Source organism: Sphingorhabdus contaminans (assembly GCF_007280415.1).
GTDB classification, from domain to species: domain Bacteria; phylum Pseudomonadota; class Alphaproteobacteria; order Sphingomonadales; family Sphingomonadaceae; genus Sphingorhabdus_B; species Sphingorhabdus_B contaminans.
In genome coordinates this window covers 1,436,246-1,460,558 of sequence record NZ_VKKU01000002.1, presented here as the reverse complement: position 1 = coordinate 1,460,558, position 24,313 = coordinate 1,436,246, and the positions used below count along the sequence as shown (strand labels likewise).

Sequence of the window (24,313 nt, the reverse complement as noted above, 5' to 3'; positions counted from 1 at the left end):
CTGCGACCCGCTGGGTCCTAAAAAATCATATCTTGAACCGAGCACCGAAGAGCAGGGTGCGACCGAAATGGTTGTTTTCATAATTCCGGTCTGCGTCAAAATCAGTGAAGCGGTAACGGTAGGTATCGAGAAGGTTGTTGCCTTCAACCGACAGTTCCATCCATTCGGTTAGTTTGTATCGGACCGAGGCGTCGACATTGGTTGTCGCGCCATAGCCTTCCAACAAGTTTCCGGTTCCGCTTGCACCTTCATGATAGCGCCCACGATAGCTGACCATCACGCGTGCGCTAAACGCGCCATCGTCATAGTAGAAAGTTCCGTTGTAGGCCCTTTTGGAAACGTTCGACAATGTGTTGGTCAACGCGACATTCTGTAAGGCGCCGCCAGGGGCAATCGCCGGTCCCTGCAAGTTGAAATTCGCATTCGAGTCAATGAAAGTTGCGTTGGCAAGAATGCCGAAATTCCCCAAGAACCCGGATGTAAAGGCGCTGAAGGGTATCTGTGCAGCAAGTTCGATACCTTTCAATGTTGCCCCTGAACCGTTTACTGTTGTTGCCAACGTCCAGATTGGTTGCGTTTGCAATGCCGGGTTCAGTGCGGCTGGCGATGACGGGTTCAAAACAGATGCTGGCAACCCGGTCTGGGCAAAGGTCGCACCCGTGATGGATGCACTTTGCGTAAAGGTTTTCACATCTTTCTTGAACAGCGCCAGCGAAAGAACCGCCTGCGGTGCAAAATACCATTCGAACGCGAGATCATAATTGGTCGCGCGGAACGGTTCGAGGAATGGGTTGCCGCTGGTAACGCGGAAGTTGAAACCATCGGCTGAACCACCGGGCGTTAGCGACCCGAGCGTCGGGCGCGTCATGACGTCTGCGATAGCGAAACGAATGATCGTGCTTTCCGTCGGATACACGGCCAAATTGGCGGACGGCAGCCAGTCGTCGTAACTGCGCTTTACCGTTGCCGCTACACCACTGACGAGACCGTAGGATGACTGGTCGGTCTTGGCATAGCGAACGCCCGCATTAAGGGCATATTCGACACCGAGCAGTTCGCCCTTGGCATCAAATTGCAGATAGGCACCCTTTGTGGTTTCCTGCACTCCGCGGATATTGCCGGCATCATTGACCAGTGGCCGCGAATACAGATTTGTGAAAGCGGTTGTTGCCTCCAGATTGGGAACGAGCCAGCTATTGGTATTACCAGCCGGTTGCCCTGCTTTGCCGAGATTGAAAATCTGGGAAAGCGCCGTTGTGACAGGGAAACCATAAACAGCCGTCGGGCCGAAAAGACTTGTGGGTGAACAGGCAATAGTTCCAGACGTGCTGGTAACGAGGCTGGTCCCGCCATTACCGCACACCGCTGTATCACGGGTAAAGGCTTCGGTATCGAAGTTGAAACGCCGCCACACCGCACCGGCCTTTACCGTAAAGCCGTCGGTTACATCCCATTCGGTCCGTAATTGCGCGGTTTTGAAACGGTTGGTCACATTGGACGGGCGGTCGCGGATTTCAGCCAGTTGGAAATTTGCCGGATTGGTCACGCTCGTGCCGAAGGTGAGCCGAGGATAGGCCATGTTGCTATAGTCATAGCTATAGCCCTGTGCGTCACGGTCATCGAAAATGATGGTCGTTTCGACAGGAATATCGGCATTGGATTTTGATACGCCGCCCAATGCGGTGAAACGGAAATTATCGCTGAGATCCTGGTCCCATGTGCCGCCGACCTGATAGAATTCGGTCGAACTTTTGCGCAGATAATGTTCTGTGCGCACCCATGCATCATTCAACGTTGCAGAGATCATATTGTTGTTCGCGTCATATACGGGGCTTACGACGTTGATAGACCGTTCGTTCGACCGCAACAGAACCTCGCCCCACTGCTCCTCACGTGATGCGTCATATTTGGAATAGAGCGCATCAATCGAGATTTTTGTCGCGTCGCTGGGCGAAAACTGCACCGAACCGGTCAGACCAAGCCGTTCGCGGTCATGCGCGACTTCGCCATAGCGGGGGATTCGCGGGTGAAATGCAAGAGCGGCGCGATCACAAGCGGCGCTCGGGACATAGGTGCCACCGCTATTTTGGGTCGTAAAGCAATTGGTTCCATCGACTCCATCGAAACGCGCCTGGGCCCAACGGACTGTATTGTTGCCGAGCTCCAGAGTATTGGTTCTGGAATAAGCGGCCGAAACGGAGGCACCGAGCGTACCGGCATCGTTGCGCCAGCTTAACAAACCGGCGACACGAGGCCCGAGATCTTTCGACAGATCATTATAGGAACCGATAACCGAAAGCGCCGCCTTGAGTCCGGCTTTTCCCCCCAACGGGTTACCTGTGTTCAGATCCACCACGGCGCCCAGCGACCCTTCGTCGAGCGAGGCGGCTGCCGTCTTGTTTACGACAAGGCTGCTGAAAAGTTCGGATGCGAACACGTTGAAGTCGAAAGCACGGTCGCGGTTTGCAGAGGCACCATCCGTCGAGGTCGCGATTGTTTCCATGCCGTTGACACGAACACGCGTGAATTGCGACGAGAGACCACGAACGGTGATCGACCGTCCTTCGCCACCATCACGGGAAATCGAAATGCCCGGAATACGCTGCAGCGATTCTGCAAGGTTCTGGTCAGGAAATTTGGCGATGTCTTCTGCGACAATTGCATCAACCGCACCAACATTCTCGCGTTTCAAGTTCAGCGCCGCCTCAAGCGACTGGCGGAAGCCGGTAACGACAATCGCCTCGCCCTCATCCGCCGCAGCTTCCTGTACAGGAGCCTCTTCCGGCTGGCTTTGGGCATAGGCCGTGCCAGTGGCAAGAACGGTTAGGGAAACGGCAGCCAGCATCTTGGCAATGCTTAAACCATTTTTCCGTGATTTCGTCAGTTTCATTGTCACTCCCCTTCGCATCATCGGTTTTGACACCGGTGTCTTTTTGATTCGGGATGCGGTGATCGCCAGCGCATCTTCTCCTGTTGGACTTGCCAAGATACTGGCAAAAGCCCGAAAACTTAAAATTTCCGGCGGCTGAACGCCACTCTTTCAACCACGTTAAACCTGCTAGGTAACCGGTGTCATTTAGACATTGCTGTGAACTTCCCTTCGTGTCAAGATGTCTGCAAGGAGATAATGATGCTTATTCGATTAATGTTGCTTTCCTGCCTCATATTTCTTTCCCGCCCCTTGGACGCTCAAAATGCCCCGGTGGCGTTTCCCGGCGCCGTTGGATGGGCCAGCGAGACGGCCGGGGGACGGGGCGGACAGATTATTCGTGTGACCAATCTGAACGCCGATGGACCGGGCAGCCTGAGAGCGGCGATCGAAGCCAAAGGACCTCGAATTGTTGTCTTTGAGGTGGGCGGCCAGATCGATCTGCGTAAATCAAGCTTGGAGATTAAGGAACCTTTCCTGACCATAGCAGGACAAACCGCGCCTTCACCGGGAATTACGATCATCAGAGGCGGCATCGATCTGAAAACCCATGATGTTATCATCCGGCACATTCGCGTCCGCACCGGTGCCGATGGCGAAAAGCGCATGAGCGGTTGGGAGGCAGATTCGATTTCGACCGTTGCGGCCCATAACGTCATCATTGATCACTGCAGCTTCATGTGGGGCATAGATGAAAATATGTCGGCCAGCGGCCCTCGCTTTACCGGGTCTACAGTCGAAGACTGGCGAAAAGGAACGAGCCGGAACATTACGTTCAGCTATAATCTGGCCGCAGAAGGGCTCGCCGACAGCAGCCATCCCAAGGGTGAGCATAGCAAGGGATCTCTTGTCCATGATAATGCGACAGGCATATTGTTCTACCGCAATATCTGGGCGCACAATGTCGAGCGGTCTCCCTTGCTGAAGGGCGGGGTGCAGGCAGCAATGGTCAACAATCTGATCTATGATCCCGGCAAGCGTGCCGTCCATTATAACCTGATGGCACTGGAATGGGCGGGGCAACCTTATGTCACCGGCGAGCTTTCGGCGGTGGGCAATGTGATGCGGGGCGGCCCGTCTACGGACGACGGCCTGCCTTTCCTGATGCTGGGTGGTGATGGCGACCTGCTTTATTATGGAAAGGATAATATCGCCGTCGACAAGCACGGCAAAGCCTTGCCCGCATTTGGACGTTATGGTGAAACTCGGGCCAAGCTTATCCCGTCTAAAAAGCCGGTCAGCTGGTGGCCGGGACTATCCGTGCTGCCGGCGCGTGATGTCGAAACACATGTACTGGCACTTGCCGGTGCACGTCCCTGGGACAGAGACATGCACGATATCCGTGTCCTGTTCTTCGTTGCCGAAGGTCGCGGTGAAATTATTGATGATGAAAGCAGGGTCGGCGGATATGGAACGGTCCAACCTACGTCAGCGCCCTTTGTCGAAGGCGATTGGAACCTTGATACGATGGAGCCTAAGTCCGGAGTCTATCCGGGACAAAAGCGAGGCCCGCAGGAATCGCTGAGCCCGCGCGATCGCGTGATGCGGCAATGATTGCGGCCCTGTTTCTGGCGATGGCCGCGCCAGCCATGGTCATTGTTCACGAAGAAGATGTGAAACAAGAGGAACCACCACCCCATGGTGCTATAGGTATGTCCACTGCCTACCGGATCAGTGATGCCGCCCCTATGCCGCGGGCCATGGAATTCCGGAAACGTGTCTTGCACAAGGGCGCTGCAATTGGTCTGCATCCGATACGCCATGATGAAGTCTATTATGTCCTTTCGGGAGAAGGCGATGTAACCAGCGATGGCACAACCCGTCGGATCGGCCCGGGCATGGCGGCATATCTCTATAAAGACGCCGTGGTCGGTATCAGGCAAGTCGGACGCAAGCCGCTAACGATCATCATCAGTTATCCGAATAATCAGGAATAGCTTTAATCAGGTGCCCGGCTGAACATAGGGTATGCGTGCGAACAACTCCCGCTCCCACTTTCTGGGGTCACTGACCACGCGGCTTTCGGTGTCAAATACCATCGTTTTTCGGGTGTTAAGTTCATAGGATGGCCAGCCCGGGTTGCCGGTTCGCGCAAAACGGACAAAGCTATCCATGATCCGTTCGCTCATTGCCTTTTGCGCCGTGGAAGGATTGGGAGTCGTACCAAAGGCAAAGCCGATGTCGTCGGTATGCTTGGCCTGTTCAAAATCCAGTTGATAGACATAGCTGTTGCCCCGTCCAGCCTTCGCCCGGGCATCCGCCTCTTCCACCTGGCCCCGCCAACTGCGCGCTGCTGTAACTATGCGGTGAAAGAGATCGACAGGTTCAGCTTTGGGATAGCGCGCCCGAAATTCTCCGACCACCCAATCGGGATGGGCGTCGATCCGCATTTCGGTGGCAATACGTGCAGAAAGATTATCGAAATTGAGTCCCGTCAACTGCTTGCTATCGGCAGCATAAAATGCCCGGGTCTCGGCAACCGTATTGCCAAGTAGCATCGGAATTCCGAGTGATTGCGGTGCAACATCCGGCCAGAAAGGATGGCGATGCAGGTTTCGCATATCCAGCACCGGACCCATATACAGGCCACCCCCCAAGATCGGGTCTTGGGCGCCTAGGGCCGCCACCAGTTGGGACGTCGACGCGCTGACAGGGTCCATATCCGGCCCAAGCTTTTCCAGAAAAGCTTGGGCCCGTTTTGTGGCATTCTGGGGGCCGGAGGCGGTTACCTGCTGCCCGCTCATCGTAATCGCCTTATGAAACAGCCCTTTGGCGGCAGGCATAGCCATCAGCGTCGCAATCTTGGCACCGCCGCCCGATTGGCCGAAGACTGTTACATTATCAGGATCGCCGCCAAATCCCGAGATATATTGTTGCACCCATTTGAGCGCCAGTATGAGGTCAAGCTGACCGGCATTTCCGCTGTCAGGAAAGCGGGAATCGCGCAGAGCGAGATAGAGATAGCCAAATATATTCAGCCGGTGATTTACGGTAACGACAACAACGTCCCCTCGTTCGGCGAGGGTTGCACCATCATTGAGCGGATCAGTCACACTGCCCGTCGAATATGCACCGCCATGGAAATATACCAGAACCGGGCGCGGTCGCCTTGGTTTGCCCTTGGGCGCCCAGATATTGAGGTAAAGGCAGTCCTCGCTGAAAGGCGCATATTTGTCGCCTTGCTGTGGACAGGCGGGACCGAAATTCTGCAATGTCGCCAAATCGACCATGCCCCATGGTGCGGCTTTGGGTGCCATGAAGCGTTCGGCAAAACCATATCTTATGCCTTTCAAGGCCAAAACATCGTCACGCACCGGTACAGAAAACGCGGGCGCCGCAAGAAAGGCAGTAGCGCCGCCCAGTACCGCCCGTCTTGAAATATGACTAGCGGCGGACATCCAGTCCGCCTGCCAAAAAGGCGTCAACATCGGCTTGCCGAAACAGACTGGCATCACCGGGAAGCGAATGCTTTAATACAGTTAAAGCAAGACCTGTTTGCACCATAGCCCCTGCATCTCCGCCATGCAGATAGACGTGCAGCACACCAGCGGCGAAGGCGTCACCAGCCCCGATACGATCCACGATTCCGGTAACGTCTGTTTCTTCCGTCTGGTACCCGGCGCCACGTAAATCAACGCGAGCGGATATCCGGTGATGATCTGCACTGACCGTGTGGCGCGCGGTCGACGCGATGATTTTTAAATCGGGAAACGCAGCAAAGCCTGCTTCGGCAGCCTCGCGTCTCCGGTCCGCTCCACCGCCCGGAAAATCCCTCCCCAATACCAGAGACAGATCGCGGTGATTACCGAATAGAATATCCGACATTCCGATCAATTCGGACAAAACCGCCCGCGGATTGCTGTCCCATGCTTCCCAGAGCATCGCACGATAGTTTCCATCAAAGGAAAGCGGCACGCCATGACGTTTGGCCGCGCGCGCCGCAGCAAGTGCTGCCTCTGACGAAGCCCTTCCGAGCGCCGGCGTAATACCGGAAAGATGCAGCATTCCCGCGCCAGCCAGATAGCGGTCCCAGTCGAAATCACCCGCAACAGCTTGTGCAAAGCTTGAGCCGGTCCGGTCATAAACAATTTCCGAAGATCTAAGGCCAGCGCCGACCGAAAGAAAATAAAGGCCCATGCGCCCTGTGGCGTGGCTGATACCCGAACAATCGACGCCCTGCCCTCGTACCACCGACATCGCCCCGCGGCCTAAGGCATTGTCGGGTACAACGCTGACCATCCGGCAATCATGCCCCAGATTAGCGAGCCCAATAGCCACATTCGCTTCGGCGCCACCTACATGCAGATTCAGACTTGGCGACTGCATCAGCAATTCATTGCCCGGCGCCGTCAACCGGACAAGCAGTTCGCCGAAAAAGACAAGTGGTTTGGGCATCTGCTTTCGCTAGCGTGCCAACCAGCCGCCGTCCACGGCCAAAACCTGTCCGGTTACATAGTCCGACGCCGATGAAGCCAAAAAGACGGCTGCACCAGCGATGTCTTCTGGCTTGCCCCATCTACCGGTCGGAATGCGTTCCAGAATCTGCCGATTACGGGTTTCATCGCCCTGCAATGCGGCCGTATTGTTTGTACTGATATATCCAGGGGCGATGGCGTTTACCTGCACGCCCTTGGGCGCAAGTTCATTTGCCATCGCCTTCGTAACCCCACTTACGCCGGATTTTGCGGCAGCATAGCTCGGAACGCGAATTCCACCCTGAAAGCTCAGGAGCGAAGCGATATTGATGATTTTTCCCGATCCTCGGGCAGCCATTGACCGAGCCGCCGCCTGAGAAAGGAAAAACAGGGTTTTGAGGTTTGTGTCAATTACCGCGTCCCAGTCCGCCTCATTGAAATCAAGCAGATCGTCCCGGCGAATGATCCCGGCATTGTTAACCAGAATGTCAAGACGTCCGAGCCCGGCGATCGCCTCATCGATCACGCGTTGCACGGGCGCAATGGAACCCAGATCCGCCTTGATATTCACGGCCTTTCGCCCGACCGACTCAATCGCCGCCAGGGTTTCGACCGGTTCGCTACGGCCGGCCACAGCAACATCGGCGCCCGCTTCAGCCAACGCAACTGCAATTGCCTGTCCAATGCCGGTATTGGCGCCCGTTACAAGAGCGGCCTTGCCAGCGAGGTCAAAGGATATCGCCATCTCAGCCGGTCAGACCACGCAGATAATTCACGATGCCTTCATCTTGCGCATTTGCGTAGAAATATTCCTTGAAGTGTTTTCCAGCGATTGCCGCCTTGAGCAGATCCTGATCGACGGATTGCAATACCGTCAACATGTCCTTGCAGGTAGCCGCCTTCAAATCCTTGAGGATTCCGCGATTCTTGCGCATGATTTCAGCGCGTTCCTTAGGGTAACCGAGCCCGCGCTCGCCATCGAACAGCTTGCGATACACATCCTGCAGGTTGAGCTCTGCAGCCCAGCCGAACCCTTTGGCATAAGGCATAGAGATCGCATTGCCGTCATTGATCTGGCCGAACAGAAAGGCATCGGTTGGATCGATGATCAAACCGCAAAAAACACCGGGCATTGCGTTGCAGGCCAACATCGAACCCATGCCGGTGCCGCAGCCGGTAACTACAAAATCGGCAGCTTTGGAATTGATTAGAATACCGGCCAGCAGTCCGTTCATGATGTAGGTGAGCGAAGCTTCATCTTCCGCCGTGTACATTCCATAGTTGAAAACCTGATGCCCCAATGGCTCGGCAACCGCCGTCAGTGCTTCATGGATAATCCCATTTTTAGCGGCCTGACTGTTTTCGGTGATCAATGCGATCTTCATAAATTCCCTCTCGCTTAGAGCGTGCTGTTTAAATTTTACCGCGATGGTAACCGGTGTCATTCGCAGATGCAATACTCGATCCGCAATTCAAGGCTTAGGTGGTGCGACCGACCCCCTTCGGATCAAATTAGATAGAAACTCCGTCGGTTCGTCTTCCAGATCGATTTCCTCCACGGCTCCCGCGATCAACTTGTGGGCTGCAGACCGGCCCATGGCGACAATCGGCCAGCGTACCGTCGTCAACGGCGGCCATATCCGGGATGCGATCGGCGTATCGTCGAAACCAACAATAGACAGTTCATCGGGCACCGCGATCCCCCTCAAACGCGCCGCGTAGAGAACGGCCGCCGCCATTTCATCATTTGATGCAAAAATGGCTGTCGGTCGTGGTGACAGGTCGAGCAACTGTTCGGTCGCTACTAATCCTGAGTCAAACGTATACTCCCCTTCCGCGCGATGGCTGCGCGGCAACTTCATTCCAGCCTCCGTCATAGCATCTTCAAATCCAGCCAAACGCTCGGTTGCTGAGCGGAAGCCCTGCGGACCTGTTACGATGGCGATGCGTTTGTGGCCTTGCTGAATCAGATAACGGACCGCTTCCTTAACCGCGTCGCGATCATTCGACGCGACCATATGCTTACTTTCATCCAGAACGGCAGAACCCATCCTGACATACCGACACCCTGCTTCCACGCACATTTTTGCGACGGCATCATTTTCGGAAATGGGCGGCAATATGACGATGCCATATAGTCGCTGGCGTACGATAAACTCGCGCATATCCTCCACCAGTGAAGGTGAACTGCGGTTGACGGGTTGCACGACCATTGCAAATTCGGTGCCGCGCAGGCCTTCCAAAATTCCCTGCTGCATATTCAGTATCATCTGCGCATTCGGGTTGTCATGCACCAGACCGATCAGGAAATTGTGCCCAAGCGCGAGCGCCCTCGCCTGGGGATTTGGCACATATCCAAGCTGCTCGATTACGGCTTTGACCTTGTCGCGTGTTTCGCCGGTCAACAGCGGCGAATCATTTATGACGCGACTCACCGTCTTTTTCGAAACACCTGCAATACGTGCAATATCGTTGATCGTTGGTTTCATTCTGTACTTGCAATACATCAAGAATTTGCGGTGCATAGCAATAAATAAAGCGCTCGTCTTCCAAGCATTCTTGCAAATGACACCGGTTTCCCATAGCAAGGCCAAATAGGGGAACAAAGAGGAGCGCCTGTGTTGCAACTTGAGACCATGACGCAAGCAATTGCGGAAGCCTTCGTTGGCGCACGTCGCGCAGGAAGGGCGCTGGTCCAATATCCCGGAAATCCACCAACGGCTCTATCCGAAGCTTATGCGGTTCAGGATGCCGCAATTCCGCTCTTCAACGACACGGTTGTTGGTTGGAAAGTTGGCCGCATCAATCCCCCCTGGCGTGAAGAACTTGGAACCAGCCGGTTGGTGGGCCCTATATTCAGCACGAGTGTACAAAAGTTGGAATCACACAGGAAAGAGGCCGAAGGGCTAATCTTCAAAGAAGGATTTGGCGCGGCAGAAGCGGAGTTTATCTTTCGAATAGGCACCGCACCTTCGCCCAATCAGCGTGAATTTTCGATCGACGATACATCGGCACTTATTGATACTGTTTTTTGCGGTTTCGAAATTGCGAGTTCGCCCTTTCCGGGCATTAATGATCTTGGGCCACTTGTGACGATCTCCGATTTTGGTAATAATAATGGACTGCTTTTGGGGCCCGAAATTCCCGATTGGCGGTCAGCCCAATTCGACCAGTGGGATGTAGTCACACAGGTGGATGGCCACGAAGTCGGAAGTGGGAAAGCGGAGTCCTTTCCCGGTGGAACTTTGGAATCGGTTCGCTTCCTAATCGAAAACTTGGCACTGCGAGGTTTCCCGGTTGTGCCCGGCCTTCTGATATCATCGGGAGCAGTCACCGGTGTACATCAAGTGGTCGCCGGGCAATCCGTAGAAGCGCGTTTTGGGAACTTGTGCAGCCTGCAATGTACTATCCAGAACAGTAGCGGCAAATAATTACAATATTGGGGAGAGTGACATGAACGGAGAAACGACGGTAACAGCCCCCATCAAAGCCGGCAGGTTCCGCTGGTCTATCGTGGCACTCCTATTTATCGCTACGACGGTCAACTATATTGATCGGACGATGCTGGGACTGCTCGCACCAAGCCTTGAGAAAGAGCTCGGCTGGAATGAGAATGATTATGGCAACATTGTAACCGCATTCCAGGCTGCCTATGCACTTGGTTTTCTGGCTATGGGCTGGCTAATCGACCGCTTTGGGCCCAAAATCGGATATTCGATAGCAATCTGTATTTGGACGATTGGCCACGTAGCCCACGGTTTTGCAGGTTCTGTTGCGTCCTTCATGGCGGCACGTGTCGTGCTCGGTGTCGGCGAAGCCGGTCATTTCCCTTCTGTAGTGCGCGCAAGTAGCGAATGGTTTCCGCAAAAGGAACGCGCTTATGCCATAGGCTGGGTCAATAGCGCGACGACTATTGGGGTGATTTTGACGGCCCCCACGGTCGCCTTGTTCATGGTAACCTTTGGTTTTGACTGGCGAGAAACATTCATTGTCACCGGATTATTTGGCGTTATTCTTCTAGGCCTGTGGCTTTGGCTGTATAGCAACCCGCGCGAAAGCGGAAAGGTGAGCCAGGCCGAACTTGCATGGATTGAGCATGACCCTGCAGAAGCGGTCGAGAAAATCGGTTGGTCACGTGTCGTTTCCACGCGCGAAGCCTGGGCTTTTGCAACTGCGAAATTCCTGACCGATCCTGTCTGGTTTTTGATGCTGTTCTGGCTCCCGAAATATTTTGCATCGACCTACAATGTTGATCTCAAGGTGGTGCTGTTGCCGATGGTCATCATGTATCTCTTGTCCGACGTGGGCAGCATTGGCGGCGGCTGGCTGTCTTCAAAGCTGATCCAGCGCGGCCACAGCGTGAATTTTGCGCGCAAGATAACGGCAATCGTCGCCGGATTATGCGTCCTGCCCTTGCTATTCGTATCAGGGCTTGAAAACATGTGGCTGGCGGTTCTTCTGATTGGCATTGCGCTTGCCGGGCATCAGGCTTTTTCCTCCAATCTGCTTTCCATCCCGCCGGACATGTTCCCAAAGCGGGCGGTGGCGTCGGTCATCGGCCTTGGCGGTTTCTGTGGAGGTGTCGGTGGCATGATTATGGCTAAATCGACCGGACTGGTGCTGGACGCAACGGGCGGCAATTACACCTTGATCTTTGCCGCCTGCACCGTGACTTACTTTGTCGCCGTCCTCGCAATTCACCTGTTGTCGCCCAAGCTCGCCCGGGTCGAATCGATTTGATTCATGATGCCCCGCTCGCTTCATGCGCATTCTGACGATAGCGTCGGGATTGCCTTATCCGCTCTTGAAGCAGGTTGTGAAGAGCATGGCGTTACGATTTTGGAACCCATAGCCGCCGGGCACAAATTTGCTCTGCAATCTATAAAGGCAGGCACATCTGTCATAAAGCTGGGCCAATCCATCGGCTTGGCCAACCAGGACATCCCGGCTGGAGCGCATGTCCATGAACATAATCTTTCTTGCACAGGGCATGCGAACCGCAATGTGGTCGGGATAGACATTCGCCAGCCAGCCCCGCGAATGGAGCAATACAGGGGCTATGTCCGACCGAATGGCAAGGTGGGGACTCGTAATTTCATTGGCATTCTCACATCCGTCAACTGCTCTGCAAGCGTAGCCAAGAAAATTGCGGCCTATTTCACTTACGAACGCCTTACACACTATCCCAACGTCGATGGTGTCATCGCCTTCAGCCATATGTCCGGCTGTGGCATGGCAAAGGAAGGTCGCGGAATCGACAATCTGCGCCGAACGATAACAGGCTACGCCCTGCACCCCAATTTTGCGGCGGTACTGCTTATCGGGCTTGGCTGCGAAGTGAACCAGATCGATCCGTTGCTTGATAGCGCAGAAATGCAACGCAGCGCAAATCTGCAAACGCTTATTATTCAAGAAGCGGGCGGCACAAGCGCAGCAATCGAAGCAGGAATTAAAGCGGTCGCGAACATGCTTCCGGCGGCCAACGCGGCAACGCGCCAAAATGTATCAGCGGAAAATCTGACGATTGGCCTGCAATGCGGCGCATCCGACGGCTACTCAGCACTCACCGCCAATCCTGCTTTGGGAGTTGCAGCCGACATCTTAGTCGCTGCGGGTGGTAAAGTTGTCCTGTCCGAAACTCCCGAAATATATGGTGCCGAAGACTTGCTTTTGCGCCGGGCGGCTAACCCGAAAGTGGCGCAGGATTTGATCGATCGCCTAAACTGGTGGGAACATCACGCCGCTCGAGACGGAGCAAGCCTGAACAACAACCCTTCGCCCGGTAACAAAGCCGGCGGCATTACCACGATTTTGGAAAAATCTTTGGGCGCGGTTGCAAAAGCCGGATCATCTCCGTTGAACGCCGTCATCGACTATGCTGAAACTATAACCGCGGCTGGCTTAAGCTTCATGGATTCGCCGGGATATGATCCTTGCTCTGCAACGGGGCAAATTGCTGGCGGCGCGCATATGATACTGTTCACGACCGGACGCGGTTCTGTTTTTGGTTCGCTTCCAGCGCCTACCCTGAAGCTTGCATCCAATGCCGCTCTTGTTCGGCGAATGGAGGCAGACATTGATGTCGATTGCAGCAGGGTTCTAAACGGCACCTCTCTTATTGAAATCGGCAGTGAAATTTTCGATCGCATTTTGAAAACAGCCAGCGGCATGCCTACTGCATCTGAACGCCTTGACTTGGGCGAAAGCGAATGGGTTCCCTGGGTTCCGGGAGCTGTATATTAAGCTAAACGAAACATCGCCTTGCAGTCCTACTTCCTCAATTCCTTAAGCAAGGACCAGAACATTATCTCTCCGCGTCAAGGCACGAACTGTCCTGGATGCCAGCATTCCCTTTCCACCGATGCGGTCCAACAGTTGGTCAAATCGATCAGCATCGGTACCTTTAAGCGCGTAGGCAAGGTCTTGAGCACGGCTGAAATGCCATAAGGCATGCGGATTGCTTGCCCGCTCCATAACCACGTCACGCCACGGGTAGCGTATCCATCCTAAAGTCGGGTGCACTTTTCGGCTGCCATCATGTGAAATCAACGTACCGGGTGCGGGGTCGGGCAGCGAATTCACCCATGCATTGAAGCAAGTCGTATCTTCTACAAACCCCGGAGTCCAATGCGCAAACAAGATAGCTAGGATGGCTTCAAGCGTTGGTGGGATATGGTCATCAATCGGAAAGTCGTACTCATAATTCGCAAATTCACCGTCGATAGTCTCGGTGCGGTTCATACGCTCGGTCCAGCGAAAAACAGATGGAGCTGTTGTTTTCATCAAAAACGCAGGCACCGGGTCGCGAGCCAGATGCGCGTAGAGCGGCGCCATCATGCCAAAGTCGGCCAAACTTGGACGGCCGCCTAATAGATATGGGTGTTGCCGAAAATGCTGCTCCAATGCTTCAAGAAGCTCGGCATAGCTGGCTTCCATCGCGGGAATGACGGCAGGGGTTACACCAAGTCCCGGCAGGAAACCCGCAAAGCGCGTCATCAACTTGCCTGCTGTTTCCAGCCGTTGCTCATGCTCCATCGGTGGTACCGCACGTGCAAATTCGGTACGCAAAAACAGCTCCTGCCTTTCTCGATAGGTCCATCGGTAATGCATCGCCAAGGGCATCATATAGTTTGAACCGAATGCATCCAGGGCAAGCGCAGCAAATTGCTGTACGGGACCAGGCGGTGTGAAGTCAGGCTCTGCCTCGCGAGATTCGATCAGATCAATAATGGCAGTGGTGTCTTGCACCAAATGCCCTTCTGGCGTCTCCAGCACCGGGATCACCCTGTGCCCGATCTTGTCGGTTACTTCCTTCAAGAAACGGTCATCGGAGGCCATGATCTCGCGATAGGATACGCCCTTTTTGATGAGATAAGATCGGACTTTGCCGGTGTAGAGCGAATGCGGCGTTCCCCAAATGATATATGTCCCGGTCACAACCAACTCCGACTCGTTATTATATTCGATGACATGTCGATAGATTACATCTTATTCCGGTCATACCGCGTGTTGCTGAGGAAACTTGACATACCGCGCCAATAGCTGTTTCCTCCCGTCAAAATGGGGGAGAATTAATGGCCAAATGGGTGTCAAGCTCAGCACTTTTTGGCGCGCCCGATCTGGTCACAACCTTAGGTGGCGACTGGACTGCGCTTTCTGCAGATGCCGGACTGTCGATTTCCGAAAATCCTGACCCATCGAATCTAATCGAAGTTGCGGCATTCACGCGATTCCTGGCGCTGGCGTCGGAACGCTTGGATTGCGAGTCCTTTGGCTTGCTGCTCTCCCAAAATCAGAGTTTCTCGATATTGGGGTCGCTCGCCGTGCTTTTGGAGTGTGCCGACACGATCGGTGATTCCTTGAAAGATCTTGCGGCCTATTTTCCCGTCTTCACCATGGGAGCCCTAATCGCCCTTGTTGAAACAGAGAGAGGAATGGAGGTCAATTACGAGCTTGCCGCCGGTACGGGTTTGCCACACCGGCAAATTACCGAGTTGGGATTTGGAATATTGGTTAAGGAAATGCGCCGGCACATCTCAGGATGGGAACCGGACTATATCACTTTCCGCCACGCTCCACCGGAAAGCAGCATTTACCACCGGCAGTTTCTGGGCGAAGTTATTCATTATAATGCAGATCGAAATTCTATTTTCATCAAGCGTGCAGACTTGGATAGGCCAACCCAAGTTCGCAGCCCTTCAAAACATGGCGAATTGGCAGCCGAATATAGTGCCCTGCGCGAAGCGACGCCCGGCACGGTCACGGCGGCTGTGGAAACTATAGTTCGGGCATTCATGGCACAAGAGACTATTCATCTTTCCAAAACCGCCACACTGTTGGGTATGTCGCGTCGAACACTCCAGCGCAAACTTGCCGAAGACGGAACGAGTCTTGCGGAAATTGTTGATGCCGTCCGCGCAGATCTTGCGCTTTCCTATCTCCAAGAATCGCGATTAAAAGTGACAGAAATAGCCGAGATTCTTCAATTTTCAGAGACTAGCGCTCTATCACGGGCTGTTATGCGTTGGTTCGGCCAATCACCTCGCGCGATAAAGGGGGGCGCTCCCATTTCCATTATTGCAACACAGTCGAAAGCGGAACGTCGAAGTTTGGCGCACTAAGTCAAGTTTATGATCAGGACATCGCTAACATCCCGCCTGTCGGGATTCTGAATAAATTCAACGCCCCCGGCAAATGGCGGTCAACGAGCCGCAAATCGAGGGAGAGAGATCATGAAGAAGTTAGGATTTTTGGCCGTCTCGACGCTTGCCATTATGGCAGCGACGCCAACATATGCGCAGACGGAAAATGCCGAAAGTGATGCAGGTGAAGAACCCATCATTGTGACTGCAACATTGCGTGCCATGGATGTGCAGGACATTCCCTTAGCCGTTACGGCCGTCGCACCGGAAGCACTCGAGAGGCAAGGCATTAATGACATCAAGAACCTCGCTTCCATTTCACCGAGTTTCAACATTCAGTCCTCTCAGACCGAGACCCAAGGTACCTCAATCAAGATCCGCGGCGTTGGTACGACCGGTAACAATACCGGTCTGGAAAGTTCGGTCGGCGTGTTCATAGACGGCGTCTACCAGTCTCGTCCGGGCGTTGCGCTGGGCGATTTGGTCGATCTGGAACGCCTCGAAATCTTGCGTGGTCCGCAAGGCACATTGTTCGGCCGCAATACATCGGCGGGCGCTCTGAACGTAACCACCAAACGCCCAAGCCTCTCCGATTTTGAAGGCTTTGTGAATGCTAGTTACGGCAACTATGATTTTATGAATCTACAAGCCGGTGTCAGCGTTCCGATCGCCCAAGATGTTGCGGGTTTGCGGGTCTCCGGCACATGGCGCAAACGTGATGGCTATCTAAAGTCGCCCACAGGTGACGAAAGCAACGACCGCGACCGCTATATGCTACGTGGTCAGCTTTACATCGAGCCGAATGCCGATATCAGTATCCGTCTTCTTGCAGATTATGCAAAAACCGATGAAAAATGCTGCCAGGCTGTCATCGTTCGTGAAACCGAACTTGCACCTTTTTCGGCGTTTCACGGCCTCGCCAGCGACGGTGTGAATCAGTCGGGCATGACTGCGCTCAATAACCTTTCCGTCAATGCAAAAACCTATTTGAACGGCTCAAAGCAATGGGGCTTTTCAGGCGAGTTGAAGTGGGATCTGGGCGGAGCCAAGCTTACTTATATCGGTTCGTACCGCAAATTTGACTCCAGTTCGACCACCACAGGCGGCTTTACGAGCAACGACACCTATACGGTCGGTAATGGCGCCGCTACATCACGCCCAGGCATTTTGCCATCGGGTGATCATATCAAGACCATGACGCAGGAACTGCGTCTTCAGGGTACGGCCTTCAACGATAAACTCGATTGGTTAATCGGGGGCTTCTACAGCGACGAAAACATTCGCGCCGACCAGACGATGACGCTAAATGCGGATTTTCAGCGTACAGGTGGCGCCTTTAACTTTGGCAGTGCCGCGGGGGTAAACCCGCTGTTCGCGCTTACGGCCTTAGGTAACCTTGGTGTCCCTGTTAACGCGAGTGGCAATTATGCCGAAAACCGCTTTTTGCAGGATGCGCAAAGCTGGTCGATTTTCACGCACAATGTGTTCAACATTACGGACCAGCTAAGCCTGACGTTAGGCGCACGTTACGTGAAAGAGAACAAGGAAGCGTCCTTCAACCAGCTTGGTGCTACAACCGGTGCCGGGGCTAGCGCCTGCCAGGCAAGTGTAAACGGGGTCCTGGCAGGAACGGTTCCGGCACCACTGCGCGCGGGTCTTATCGGAATCAATTGCTTTCCCTTTGCCACCTCGGTGAACCTGACGGCACCTGCAGCTGTAGGCGGCGGATTGGCCAGCCGCCTGCTGCCTTTACCACGCGTATGGTCCGATACGTTCAAGGATGATGAAATCACCTATACCGCACAGGTCGGGTACAAGCCGAACGAAGATCTGCTCTTCTATGCCGGATATAGCCATGGCTTCAAATCTGGTGGGTTCAACCTTGACCCGCAATCGGCAACACTGCAGAACTCGGCTGCCATCTTGGCAGGTCTGGCGACGACCCCAACACCGGTCATTGTCGCTCCAGTCTACGCCGATCCAAGCTTTAAATCGGAAAAGGTCAACCAGATCGAAATCGGTGTAAAGGCGACTCTGCTCGGATCGATCAAGGCCAATCTGGCTTTGTTTGATATGAAGATGAGTGATTTTCAGGTTCTGGAATTCACCGGAGTCCAGTTCCTTACATTCAATGTCAATTCAGCACGCTCAACCGGTGTCGAACTGGAAATGTTTGGTAAACTGAGTGATCATATATCGGCGAATTTGTCAGCGACCTATGCCAATTCACGCTATCCTAAGGACTGCAATGTTGGTGTCGCCGCTGCTGCGCTTGCTTCGGTCAACCGCCTGTGCGGTTCGACCTTGACGAACGCCCCGAAATTTGCCGGTGTGATGGGGCTTACTTATGAAGGCCCGCTGAGCAGCTCTGGCTGGGGTCTGCTAATCAACGGCAATATCAACTATTCGGATCGCCGTCGGACAAGCACCATTCCCTTGGATACCAATAACCTGCCGATCCCACTAGATTATCAGGACGCTTATTTCAAAATGAATGCGCGCATTGGCCTCACCACGCCGGATGAACGGGTTACGTTTGAATTGTGGGGCACCAATTTGAACAACGAAATCACCCGCGGCGTTACCGCCAACACTCCGTTGCGTGGCGGTGCAGGCACTCGCTCACGTATAGGCTTCGTTGAGGAACCGAGGATGTATGGCCTCACCGTACGCGCAAAATTCTGATGCGCGGATAGGTTAGAACTTACCGAAGCTTAAATGACTCGGTGCGGCATTGGAAGGGAAGGAATTTCTTCTCTCCTCGTCCTTTCAATCCGCCAAAACTGGACGCCATTTCCGTTCGCGGATGGCGTCCCTTTTTATTGGCGCAGCCACCATCTCCTCCCAAAAATCTGTCTATTTTATCCTATTGCCTCGAATCAAATCGCGATATCAAAATAGGAACAACGGGAGGAATTTTATGCGTTTACTCTTTGCTGCCGTCCTGCTTTGCACGACATCTCCACTTGCCGCCCAGATCGTCACGCCCGATAGGCCGGTTACCGATCCGAAAAGCCTGACGTCCCCTGTCAATCCAGAGGCGCGCACAGTTCCGTTGGAAGACATTGGAAATTCGCGCTCGGTAGGTAGTACGACATGGAGTGCGGACGGAAAGCACGTCTATCTTTCCACCAATTTGACCGGCCGGTACAACATATGGCGTACCGAGGCCGACGGCAGTTGGCCGCTGCAAATGACGCAGTCGGACGATGCACAAGGCGGGCTTGCAGCTTCACGGGATGGCAAATGGCTATATTACACTCAGGACAATGGCGGTGATGAATATTACGATATCTACCGTGTCCCGACCGGTGGCGGCGCTGTCGAACGAGTGACCAATACTCCAGATATCAGCGAACGCTGGCTAGTACCCGGACCATCCAATGGAATGATGGCGCTGTCGGTTAAAAAGAAGAGCGAAGCGCAATCCAACATTGCGGTTATGGATACCCAGGGAAATGTAAAAACACTGACCGGCGAAACAGATCCCCAATTTGAATGGTCTCCACGCCTTTGGGCGGACGACGGGAAAACTTTGTACGCAAATCGCGACAAAATCGATTCCACCAGCACCGAAATCTGGCGGATTGACGTGGGGAGTGGAAAGTCTACTCCGGTCTTGGCAAAAGCGAACACAATTTACCGTGTTCAGGATCTCAGTGCCGACGGGCAGTGGTTAGCTGTAACAACCGATGCAGAAATCGGACGCCCACGGGCAGGTCTTTACAACCTCGCCACCAAGAAATGGAAATGGCTAAAGGCTATCCCTTGGGACCAGCAAGCCGTAAGATTCACTCTGGATGGCAAATCGCTGATCGTCGAAAGCAGCAATGATCTGCGTACCACACTGCTCCGTTATGATTTGGCAACGGGCACCGAAACCCCGATGAACCTTCCGGCTGGTCTGAATTTCACGACAGGGAATGACACGCGATCTCCCGACGGGCGCTCGTTATTGGTCGTCCATATGGGGGCAAATGTTGCGGGCGAACTGAACCGCTATGATCTGGCGGACAACAGCGTGCGTCCCCTCACGCAACTTTCGGTCGCCAGCTTGCGGCCTGAGGTCTTGGCGAAATCGGAAATGGTTACATATAAAAGCTTTGATGGTACGCTGATTAGCGCGCTGGTCACCATGCCCGCCAATCTGAAACGCGACGGGAGCAATCCGGCCATCGTACTTCCCCACGGTGGTCCGACGGGCAAGACCGAAGACTATTTCGACGACATCGCCGCGGCTCTTGCTAGCCGGGGCTATATCATAATTGCACCGAATTTCCGTGGATCGACAGGATATGGCAAAGCATTCCAGACCGCCAATTATGACGATCTCGGCGGTGGCGATCTCAGGGACACGGTCGCGGCCAAGACATTTCTGGTGGAGAGCGGATATGTCGATCCGAAGCGTGTCGGCATTTTCGGTGGGTCCTATGGCGGTTTTATGACGCTGATGGCCGTCGGGAAGACTCCCGACGAGTTTGCCGCGGGTGTACAATGGTTCGGTATCATCAACTGGCGTACAATGTACCGCGACATGGATGAGGTGCTAAAGGCCTATCTGCGTAGTCTGATGGGCACGCCAGAGGAAAACCCTGCTGGCTATGATCGCGCATCACCATTGACTTACATCCAGAACGCCAAAGCCCCGTTGCTGACCATACAGGGCGAAAACGACATTCGTGTCCCGCGCGGCCAGGCGCAGGAGGTCAATGATATATTGAAAGCAAAGGGCAATATTGTGGAAACTGTTTATTATCCGGCCGAAGGCCATGGTTTCCGGAAAAAGGAAAACCAGCTCGATTCCCTTCGTCGTACGGTCGAATGGTTCGACAAATATCTGAAAGCAAAGTGAAGAGCGAGGCGCGGAATCTGCTCATACTGCGCTAGCCTTAGGGCAACGGGAGAACCCTGATCGGTTTATTCTTTCTCAGCGTGTCGCAATCCAGTTAAACAGGAAGTTGCGATGCTCAGCCCATGTCTGACCCTCGACTTTATCCCGGACCAGACAGGCCGCGCTGTGATAGGGGCCGACACCGTCGGTAGTGCGGAAACTGACACACGTCCGACCGCGGTCTGTTTTCCAGCGGCCACCTTCTATGGTGCTTTCATAGAAGCTGCCTTGCACGCTTCCGTCTGCTTTCAGTTCAAGAACCATTGGCTTTGTATACGGCTTGCCTGGCTCTGAGGACAGGTCCACTGTCCAAGTGCCGCTCAGTTGTGGCACATCTGCAGCAGCGGCTGTGGCAAATAGGAAAGCGGCAACAACAGAGCTGAATACGCGCATCAACATTCTCCTCTACGGCTGCGTGCCTTCACTATTTCAAGCACGCAATTGAATATGGGTAAATGCAGAAACGGTCGCTAAACCAGTTTGGATGCGTCCAGCCTATTGAAGTGGACCAAAAAAAGGGGTGAGACGCGCCCACCCCCCTCACATTTAAAGGCCGTCGAGCCCTTTGCTGACCAGGATATTTACCGATACACGGCGATTTTGTGCCTTGCCTTCTTCGGTATCATTGCTGGCCAAGGGATCGGACTCAGCCATACCGGTCGGCGTGAGCATCCGATAAGGTTTCCAACGGCACGCTTGCTGCAGATAGTTGATAACGCTGCTTGCGCGCTTCTCACTGAGTATCTGGTTATACTCTTCGTCTCCCACTGAGTCCGTATAGCCAACGACAAGCATCAGAGCATTATCCGTTGCCTCTGCTGATGCTGCGGTCGCGCATAATTCTTCCTTTGCACGAGGCGATAAATTATACTTGCCGGTGTCAAAATAGACGTTGGTCGTACCCTTGATATTATATTTATCAATATCGCCCATACGTCCGCGCAATGCTTCGGTTGCGGCGGTCTGTTCTTCAAATTGCTGGGCGGTTCCGTTGCGGATCATGGTCGCTGTTTTCAGGTCATTGTTACGGAAAGTGATCTGGTTTGCGATCAGACCGGCGCTTGACTGCCAGGTTTTGATAGTCACCGGCAAACCGTTCAGCAATGCACTTGATGTGAGTTTGTTTTTGCTGCTCAGCAGTCCGCCACCTGATTTGATTTTCGTGGCTTCATTGATGGAAACGATAGTTGCATTGCCATCGGCTGTCGTGATCTTCAGCTTGTCACCACTGCGCGCCGTGATGATACCCTTTATGTCCGGGCCTTTGGCCATCACCGCCGTCTCTTGCGCGACGACGCCATCCACTACAATCGTCGGGTCATTTGATTGCGCGGACGACATACCCGAAAAGGCAACAGTTGCCACGGCAAGCAGGACGGGAAATCCCGTCCTATTGGAAATCACATTCATTTAATTACTCCTTCAAACGGCTATTGCCTTATCATACCCTTGCATTCAGCCTGTTGATTCCATCCTTTCTAGCAGATGAACACGATTGCATTTTGCCGTTTATATGGGGTTAGCACGGCTCCATTGTGCGACGAACCGTTGAAGTTAGCTGAAGCGCGAAAGAACTTTACGCACGAAAAGAAGAGCCCTTTACCTCAGTATATGCTTTGATGTCAGGATAGGCGCGCCGCATTCCGTGGTCGCCGAGTTAGCTATCTAAAAATCTAGGCCCAGCTGCACATTTACTCGGGGATCATCGCTGCTATAAATAGCACCTGAAGTGTAGACAGGTGCCGCTGCTTCGACCTGCAGATCGAATATACCCAACCCTGCGCGTATGCCTGTTCCTGCGGACACTAATGTACCGGAGCCATAACCATCACGGAAATTTCCCACATACCCTCCGTCCACGAAAACATAAGGTTGCAAGCGACGAATCCAGCTTTTGGAGTTCGAGTGTTCATATCCCAGCTCAGCCAGAGCCAGTATGCCATTGTCCCCGGACCGTTCATAGAAATCGAAGGCACGCCCGGTGTAGGCCCCACCCAATCCCATTTCTTCTGAAGACAAGAGCGGATCAGCCGAATACTGACCCGACACGGCCATTCTTAGCGTCATGTTACCTACAGCATAACCTGACCAGTTGACCCAAGCGCGTGCTAATGTAAAAGTGCCGTCGGCATCCGCACGCGACGAAAAAGGATCCAAGGGTCCGTTAGCTCCGAATATACCCAAGCCCTTCCGCAACTGGGTGCCCGTCCGCAACCAGCCTTCGCCCAACCGATAAGAGGATGAAAGTCCCACCGATAAGGTCACAACCGTGTCACTTTGCAACACCGCACCGAAACTGTCCTGATCGACCTTCAGGTACTCAATTTGTCCGTCAGCCCAAAGATTGGCGTTACGCGAACGGTAAACAGGATGATTGACGGCAAGCGAGGCGTAACGGCTGCCAGCATTGCGCTTACCAAATCCGGAACTCGGATCGATATTACTATCGCTCCATGCGGTTGCCACCTCTGCCCGAGTGCCGTTTGTACCGAGACCAACACCATAGACCACACTCGCAGCCAAAAGTTCCTGCGGTTCGGCGGGATTGGTCCGGAAGGTCACGTTAAGTGAGTCCGAATCCTCGAACAGCGCCACCGCTTCGACGCTAAGGCGTGCGCGCAACGGGCCGATCTTGTTAGACCCGAAATTGTCGACAACGATCTGCCCGCTCGTCTTTTTCCTCTGCTGGACCCTTACAATCAGGACTCGTGCCCCGTTCTCGTTAATCAACTCAGTCTGTTTTACGACAATTTCAGGGATATTGTTCGCGAGCATTAAGCGGCGCTCAAGCTCGTGCTTCAATACCAATTTACCAACCAACGGCTCGAGCAGCCGGTGCAACGCCTTGTTCGCCGATCCCTCGATCCTGACTTTGTCGATTGAACCTGCATCCAGCTTTATACGCACGATGCCGAGCTCAATTTGCTGCTCGGGAACATAGGCATTGGCCAGCACCATACCTTCCGACCGAGCTATCTCTGCAATTTTTTGCGCCAGCTTGGCAAGGTCTTCGCCGCTTGCATTACTTCCGAGGTAGGGTTCGATAACTTTTTCAAAAATGTTGTGATTAACGCTGTCGTCCGTCTCGATCAGTACGGAGCCTATACGAATACCCTCGCCGGAATTATCCGGCAAAGATTCTGGCGGGACTACAGCGGCTTCGCTGCGAACCAATTGCGGCGCCTCAACATTAACCTCGTTCCGATTGGGGGTGTCGTCTTTCGTCGCAGCGGGCAAAAAAGCCCGCCACTCCCCGTCACCCGCTACATTTAACTGCGCACACAATGGCGAGGGCGCAATTATTGCACCAAAAAAACATAAGCAAAAAGAACCGTGAATTCGCGTCATTAAGCGAGGAATCAGCCGTGAATTGATATTGTGTGGAAACAATTCTTAAAGCCAACAAGTTGCCCAGCCGTTAACCCAAACGCTTATA

Annotated in this window: 19 protein-coding genes; 9 read left to right on the top strand and 10 right to left on the bottom strand. The window is 53.8% G+C overall.

The annotated features are described in order from the left end of the window. Positions 1-25: 25 nt before the first annotated feature. On the bottom strand, positions 26-2,845 hold the full coding sequence (locus FOM92_RS15195; protein WP_246087328.1) for a TonB-dependent receptor: 2,820 nt from the start codon (positions 2,843-2,845) through the stop codon (positions 26-28). A 1-nt stretch (position 2,846) separates the two neighbouring features. Here FOM92_RS15195 and FOM92_RS16025 point away from each other — a divergent pair, with 1 nt between their 5' ends. The 3 genes from FOM92_RS16025 to FOM92_RS15185 all read left to right on the top strand — a co-directional run bounded on the left by FOM92_RS16025 (position 2,847) and on the right by FOM92_RS15185 (position 4,866). Continuing rightward, positions 2,847-3,029 carry a hypothetical protein gene (locus FOM92_RS16025; RefSeq protein ID WP_211347437.1) on the top strand — a complete coding sequence of 61 codons (183 nt, stop codon included), beginning with the start codon at positions 2,847-2,849 and terminating at the stop codon, positions 3,027-3,029. Between the two features lie 116 nt (positions 3,030-3,145). Beyond that, on the top strand, positions 3,146-4,483 hold the full coding sequence (locus FOM92_RS15190) for a pectate lyase family protein (protein WP_246087370.1): 1,338 nt from the start codon (positions 3,146-3,148) through the stop codon (positions 4,481-4,483). Next, positions 4,480-4,866, top strand: a complete 387-nt coding sequence (locus FOM92_RS15185) for a cupin domain-containing protein (protein WP_143777648.1) — start codon at positions 4,480-4,482, stop codon at positions 4,864-4,866. Before FOM92_RS15190 ends, FOM92_RS15185 begins: the two co-directional genes overlap by 4 nt. A 6-nt stretch (positions 4,867-4,872) precedes the next feature. On the opposite strand, the gene FOM92_RS15180 is transcribed toward FOM92_RS15185, so the two are convergent. The 5 genes from FOM92_RS15180 to FOM92_RS15160 form a co-directional block, all read right to left on the bottom strand. Continuing rightward, complete coding sequence (locus tag FOM92_RS15180; RefSeq protein WP_143777647.1) at positions 4,873-6,327, bottom strand: carboxylesterase/lipase family protein; 1,455 nt, start codon at positions 6,325-6,327, stop codon at positions 4,873-4,875. Next, on the bottom strand, positions 6,314-7,324 hold the full coding sequence (locus tag FOM92_RS15175) for a sugar kinase (protein ID WP_143777646.1): 1,011 nt from the start codon (positions 7,322-7,324) through the stop codon (positions 6,314-6,316). Before FOM92_RS15175 ends, FOM92_RS15180 begins: the two co-directional genes overlap by 14 nt. Before the next feature lie 9 nt (positions 7,325-7,333). Continuing rightward, positions 7,334-8,089 (bottom strand): 2-dehydro-3-deoxy-D-gluconate 5-dehydrogenase KduD, encoded by a 756-nt coding sequence (gene kduD, locus FOM92_RS15170; protein ID WP_143777645.1) that lies wholly within the window; start codon positions 8,087-8,089, stop codon positions 7,334-7,336. A gap of 1 nt (position 8,090) precedes the next feature. Further along, positions 8,091-8,729 (bottom strand): RpiB/LacA/LacB family sugar-phosphate isomerase, encoded by a 639-nt coding sequence (locus FOM92_RS15165; protein WP_143777644.1) that lies wholly within the window; start codon positions 8,727-8,729, stop codon positions 8,091-8,093. 87 nt (positions 8,730-8,816) lie between these two features. Continuing rightward, positions 8,817-9,833: a LacI family DNA-binding transcriptional regulator gene (locus FOM92_RS15160; protein WP_246087327.1), complete on the bottom strand. Its 1,017-nt coding sequence runs from the start codon at positions 9,831-9,833 to the stop codon at positions 8,817-8,819. A 129-nt stretch (positions 9,834-9,962) separates the two neighbouring features. Between FOM92_RS15160 and FOM92_RS15155 the strand changes: the two genes are divergently transcribed. Genes FOM92_RS15155 through FOM92_RS15145 form a run of 3 tightly spaced genes read left to right on the top strand, consistent with a single transcriptional unit; the run spans position 9,963 to position 13,587 of the window. Then, positions 9,963-10,775, top strand: a complete 813-nt coding sequence (locus FOM92_RS15155; protein WP_246087326.1) for a 2-keto-4-pentenoate hydratase — start codon at positions 9,963-9,965, stop codon at positions 10,773-10,775. Positions 10,776-10,797: 22 nt separating this feature from the next. Further along, positions 10,798-12,084 (top strand): MFS transporter, encoded by a 1,287-nt coding sequence (locus tag FOM92_RS15150; protein ID WP_143777642.1) that lies wholly within the window; start codon positions 10,798-10,800, stop codon positions 12,082-12,084. A gap of 3 nt (positions 12,085-12,087) precedes the next feature. Then, positions 12,088-13,587: a UxaA family hydrolase gene (locus FOM92_RS15145; RefSeq protein ID WP_143777641.1), complete on the top strand. Its 1,500-nt coding sequence runs from the start codon at positions 12,088-12,090 to the stop codon at positions 13,585-13,587. Between the two features lie 42 nt (positions 13,588-13,629). On the opposite strand, the gene FOM92_RS15140 is transcribed toward FOM92_RS15145, so the two are convergent. Beyond that, positions 13,630-14,781, bottom strand: a complete 1,152-nt coding sequence (locus FOM92_RS15140; protein ID WP_246087369.1) for a glutathione S-transferase family protein — start codon at positions 14,779-14,781, stop codon at positions 13,630-13,632. A 137-nt stretch (positions 14,782-14,918) separates the two neighbouring features. Between FOM92_RS15140 and FOM92_RS15135 the strand changes: the two genes are divergently transcribed. From FOM92_RS15135 to FOM92_RS15125, 3 genes are all read left to right on the top strand, one after another. Then, positions 14,919-15,965, top strand: coding sequence for an AraC family transcriptional regulator (locus tag FOM92_RS15135; protein WP_143777639.1), 1,047 nt, complete (start codon positions 14,919-14,921; stop codon positions 15,963-15,965). Positions 15,966-16,076: 111 nt separating this feature from the next. Next, entirely contained in the window at positions 16,077-18,671 is a 2,595-nt protein-coding gene (locus FOM92_RS15130; RefSeq protein ID WP_143777638.1) for a TonB-dependent receptor, read from the top strand. Positions 18,672-18,906: 235 nt separating this feature from the next. Further along, complete coding sequence (locus tag FOM92_RS15125) at positions 18,907-20,838, top strand: S9 family peptidase (protein WP_143777637.1); 1,932 nt, start codon at positions 18,907-18,909, stop codon at positions 20,836-20,838. Positions 20,839-20,913: 75 nt separating this feature from the next. Here the strand turns inward: FOM92_RS15125 and FOM92_RS15120 are convergent, their stop codons facing one another. From FOM92_RS15120 to FOM92_RS15110, 3 genes are all read right to left on the bottom strand, one after another. Further along, the gene (locus tag FOM92_RS15120; RefSeq protein ID WP_211347422.1) at positions 20,914-21,270 is read right to left on the bottom strand and encodes a hypothetical protein; all 357 of its coding nucleotides are present in this window, start codon (positions 21,268-21,270) and stop codon (positions 20,914-20,916) included. A gap of 153 nt (positions 21,271-21,423) precedes the next feature. Next, positions 21,424-22,287, bottom strand: coding sequence for an OmpA family protein (locus FOM92_RS15115; protein WP_143777636.1), 864 nt, complete (start codon positions 22,285-22,287; stop codon positions 21,424-21,426). 255 nt (positions 22,288-22,542) lie between these two features. Further along, complete coding sequence (locus FOM92_RS15110; protein WP_170226921.1) at positions 22,543-24,114, bottom strand: ShlB/FhaC/HecB family hemolysin secretion/activation protein; 1,572 nt, start codon at positions 24,112-24,114, stop codon at positions 22,543-22,545. Between the last annotated feature and the right edge of the window lie 199 nt (positions 24,115-24,313).